Annotated in this window: 2 protein-coding genes; one reads left to right on the forward strand and one right to left on the reverse strand. The window is 73.5% G+C overall.

What is annotated here, in order from left to right; translation table 11 throughout:
• Nucleotides 1–2176, reverse strand: a 2176-nt coding sequence (locus tag BGM09_RS19400) for a CDP-glycerol:glycerophosphate glycerophosphotransferase (protein WP_188282907.1), incomplete at its 3' end; no start/stop codon positions are given.
• Nucleotides 2177–2401: 225 nt separating this feature from the next.
• On the opposite strand from BGM09_RS19400, the gene BGM09_RS19405 reads away from it, so the two are divergent.
• Nucleotides 2402–4542 (forward strand): glycosyltransferase family 2 protein (locus tag BGM09_RS19405; RefSeq protein ID WP_188282908.1); only part of this gene is annotated, 2141 nt, incomplete at its 3' end.

The following is a 4542-nucleotide window of genomic DNA, read 5'->3' on the forward strand; positions in this document are numbered from 1 at the left end:
GCGAGGGCTCGCCGAGCAGCACCCGGCGCACCACGCGCTCGGCGGCGAGCCCGTCGTCGTACGCGCAGAACCGCTGCCGGAAGGCGGACCGCAGCGCCGCCGCCTCGGGGCCGCGCCAGGCCCCCGAGCGGAAGGCGCGGGCGAGGCCCGCCTCGTCGCCCGCCACCACGCCCGGGGTCTCGCCGTGCCGCCCGGACAGCAGGTCGAAGTAGACACCGCGAGCGGCGCGGTACGCCTCCCAGTCGGCGGCGTGCACGACGATCGGCCGGTCGAGGTTGGCGTAGTCGAACATCAGCGAGGAGAAGTCGCAGAGCAACGCGTCGGAGGCGAGGCTCAGTTCCTCCACGGACGGGTGCTGCGAGACGTCCATGATGGTGCCCGCCGCGTGCAGCGCTTCGAGCGCGTCGTTGCGCCCGTAGAAGTAGTGGGCGCGGACCATCAGCGTGTAGCCGGGGCCCAGTTCGCGGCAGAGCCGTTCCAGGTCGAGCGGGACGACGAAGGTCCGCTGGTAGTCGCGGTGGGTGGGCGCGTAGAGGATCGCGGTGGTGCCGGGGGCCAGGCCCAGGCTCTCCCGGGCGCGGCGGACCTCGTCGGCGCCCGCGGTGTGGAACACGTCGTTGCGCGGGTAGCCGCTGGGCAGCGTCTCGTAGCCGCTGGGGTAGACCCGCTCCCAGACCTCGGCGGAGTGCTGGTTGGCGGCCAGCGAGAAGTCCCACTGGTCGGCGTGGTCGAGCAGGCGGCCGAAGCTCATGCCCTTGCCGACGGCCGGGCGGGCGCGCAGGTCCATGCCCATGTGCTTGAGCGGTGTGCCGTGGTGGGTCTGGAGGTAGACCTGCTCGGGGCGCTTGACGACCTGGCCGGTGAAGTTGGCGTTGTTCACCAGGTACTTGGCGCGGGCCAGCACGTCCCAGTAGCGGCGGGAGTTGACCACGACGTGGTCGACGCCGGGCGGCATCGCCTCGCGGTCCTTCTTGTTGACCACCCACACCCCGCGCAGGTGCGGGGCGGTCTCCTTGGCCTGGTAGTAGACGGCCGCCGGGTTGCAGGACACCCCGCGGTTCCAATAGGCCGCGTAGACCACGAGGTGGGGGTCGACCGGGCGGCGCAGCCGCAGCCGGTAGTAGCGCTGGTAGACCGCGCGGCCCAGCGCGTTCTTGCGTGCCCTGATCCGGCGGGCCAGTTTGCGCGTCCACGCCCGGCCGCCGAGCGCCGCGCGGTAGCGGCCGTAGCTTCCGGTGCCCGCGGCCCGCAGCCAGCGGCCCTCGTCGCTGTCGGGCGCGGTCCAGCCGGCGGGCCGGTAGCGGCCCAGCAGCCGCCCCGCGCGCCGGACGTACTCCGGCCGGGCGTCGGGCGTCAGCGGCGAGCCGTCCTCGCCGACGGCCGCGAGCAGGACGGCCATCCGCCCGTACAGCGCGGCGCGTTGCTCCCGCTTGCGGTCCTCGGCCTCGTCACCGCCGTCGATCTCGGCGAACAGCGCCTCGTACCGGTCGAGTACGGCCAGGTGGTGGCGGCCGGGCGTGGTGCCGACGCTGATCCCGCGCCGCTTGCGCCAGCGCACGCCCACCCGGTCCAGACACGCGATGCCGGTGGCGGCGAGCAGGACGCGGGAGGCGACGGCGACGTCCTCGTACGCGCCCTCGCCGAAGCGGAAGCCGCGCTCCTCCCAGAAGGCGCGGCGCAGCAGCCGGTTCCAGACCGCGGGGTAGGCGCCCAGGCACTCGGGGCGGTCGGACGCGGTGAAGACGGAGTCGCCCGCCTCGCCGAGGAAGTCGGCGTCGCCGCTCTCCTGGACGTTCTCCCAGACGGTGAAGCGCTCGTGGTCGAAGAGCAGCACATCGGGGTCGCCGGTGGCGCGCAGCCGGGCGTCCGCGGCGGCCAGCGTGCCGGGCGTCATCAGGTCGTCGGCGTCCAGGAAGAGCAGGTAGTCGCCGGTCGCGAGGGCCGCGCCCGCGTCGCGTGCCGGTCCCGTGCCGCCGGTGCGGTCCAGCCTCAGCGGTCTGACCCGCGGGTCGGCGGCGGCGAATTCGGCGATGATCGCGCCGCTCGCGTCCGGTGAGGCGTCGTCGACGGCGACGACCTCGACGTCGGTGAAGGACTGTCCGAGCACCGACTCCAGACAGGCGCGCAGGAAGCCCTGTGCGCGGTGGACGGGGACGACGACGCTGATTCGGGGCATGACCATCCTGGACAGATCGAGACGTACCGGTACGGGATAGCACCCGAGCGTACCAACCGGACACCCTGCGGCGGTTCACCCTTTCGCTCGTTCGGCTCACTCGCGGTGACCGGAAGGCCCTTCGGCGAGTTGGAGGAACGGCATTCGCATGCCGTCGTGCATGTGCCGTCGCGCGCGTGCCGTCATCCGTATGCCGTCGCCGTCCCGGAAGGACCGTTGCCCGCCATGACGCCCCGCCTCACCGTCGTCGTCCCCGTCTACAACGTCGAGCAGTATCTGGAGGAGTGCCTGCGGTCGATCGCGGCGCAGACCTTCACCGACCTCGACGTGGTGATGGTCGACGACGGATCGACGGACTCGGGCCCTGAACTGGCCCAGGCGTTCGCCGACCGCGACCCGCGCTTCCGGCTGATCGCGCAGCCCAACGGCGGCCTCGGCCACGCCCGCAACACCGGGGCGCGGAACGCGGCGCCGCAGACGTCGTACCTGACCTTCGTGGACAGCGACGACGTGCTGCCGCCGCGCGCGTACGAGAAGCTGGTCGGCCTGCTCGACACGTCGGGCTCCGACTTCGCGACCGGCAACGTCTACCGGCTCACCACGCAGGGCCGCAGCCAGGCGTGGCAGCACCGGGGCATGGACAAGACCGTGCGGCGCACGCACATCACCCGTGACCTGGGCCTGCTGTCCGACCGGGTGGCCTGGAACAAGGTCTTCCGCCGCTCCTTCTGGGACCAGCACCAACTGGCCTTCCCCGAGGGCGTGCTGTACGAGGACACGCCGCTGACCATCCCGGCGCACTTCCTCGCCGACGCCGTGGACGTGCTGCACGAGCACGTCTACTACTGGCGGATCCGCGAGGGCTCGATCACCCGCCGCCGCACCGACGTCAAGGGTGTACGCGACCGGATCGCGGCCGTCGACGGGGTCTCGCGGTTCCTGGCCGACCCGGCCAACACCCGCTGGAGCGCGCACAAGCGGGACTACGACCGGTCGGTGCTCACCGACGACCTGCTGTACTTCATCGAGGCCCTGCCGATGGCGGGACCGGAATACCACCAGGTCTTCCTCGACGGCGTCCGCGACTACCTCGGCCGCGTCGACCCGACGCTCTTCCCCGCGCTGCCCGCCGAACTGCGCATCCGCTGGGAGCTGATCAGGGAAGGGCGGCTGGCGGACCTGCTGGAGGTGCTGGCGCACGAACAGCACGGCGGGCGCGGCGTGTTCGACATCGCGGGGCCGCCGCTGCGCAAGCGCGCGGTGGTCGTGCGCGGCGACGGCTCGCCCGTGCCGCTGCCGCGCGCGGTGACCGCCATCGCCGCGAAGGACCTTCCCGTCGTCGCCCGGCTCAGCGAACTGGACTGGCGCGACGGCACGTTGATCCTCCGGGGCCACGCGTATGTGCGCAATGTGGACGCGGGCGCGCGCCGCACCTCGCTCAAGACGGCCGTGCTGATGTCCGGGCGCCGCAAGCTGCTGCTGCCGGTGCGTACCGTACGGGTCCCCGAAGTGACCGACGGCGGACCGCAGGAGCGGCACTCGTACGACTGGTCCGGCTTTGAGATCACCGTCGATCCCAAGCGGCTGCGGGGCAAGGAGGGCTGGACGGCCGGGCAGTGGCGGCTCGGGATCGTCGTGGCGGCGGGCTCGGTGGTCCGCCCCGCGGCGCCGCGCGCCGACGACGCGGGCGCCGGGTCCTCGCCCGTCCCCTTCCCGCTGGACGACGACACCCGGCTCGTGCCCTGGTACAAGGACGGCCGGCTGCACCTGTCGGTCGAGCCGGTCACCCGCCGGATCACCGGCCACCGGGCGGACGGCGACGGCGCGGTCGCCTTCGAGATCGCCGTCCGCGACCGCAAGCCCCCGGTCGCGCTGCGGGCCACGCAGCAGACGACGGGCGCGGCCTTCGACTACCCGCTGACCGCCGACGCGCGGAGCACCGGCATCGACGGCTGGACGCGGCTGACGGCGCGCCTGGTCCTCGCCGACCTCGCGGGGGCGCGGCCCGACGTCGAGGGGCTGCCCAAGGAGGTCGCGCCGGAGACGGCCGCGGCCTGGTCGTTCGAGGCGGTCTTCGCCGACGGCGGCACCGCGCGGATCGCCGCCGACCGGCCGCTGCCGCAGGGGCGTTACGACCTCGGCGGCGACGCGCTGCTGGCCGGGGCCCGGCGCGAGCTGGTCGTCGACGCCACCGCGGCGGGCAATCTGCTGCTGCGCGACCGTACGCCCCAGCCGCTGGCCACCCATGTGGCCCGCGCCACCAACGGCACCCTCCTGGTCACCGGTGAACTCCCCGCCGACACCCCGCCCCCGGCCCGGCTGGTCCTGCGGCACGGCACGTACGCGGCCGAGGTCGGCGTCGAGGT

Source organism: Streptomyces sp. CBMA29 (genome assembly GCF_014596445.1).
Lineage (GTDB): Bacteria > Actinomycetota > Actinomycetes > Streptomycetales > Streptomycetaceae > Actinacidiphila.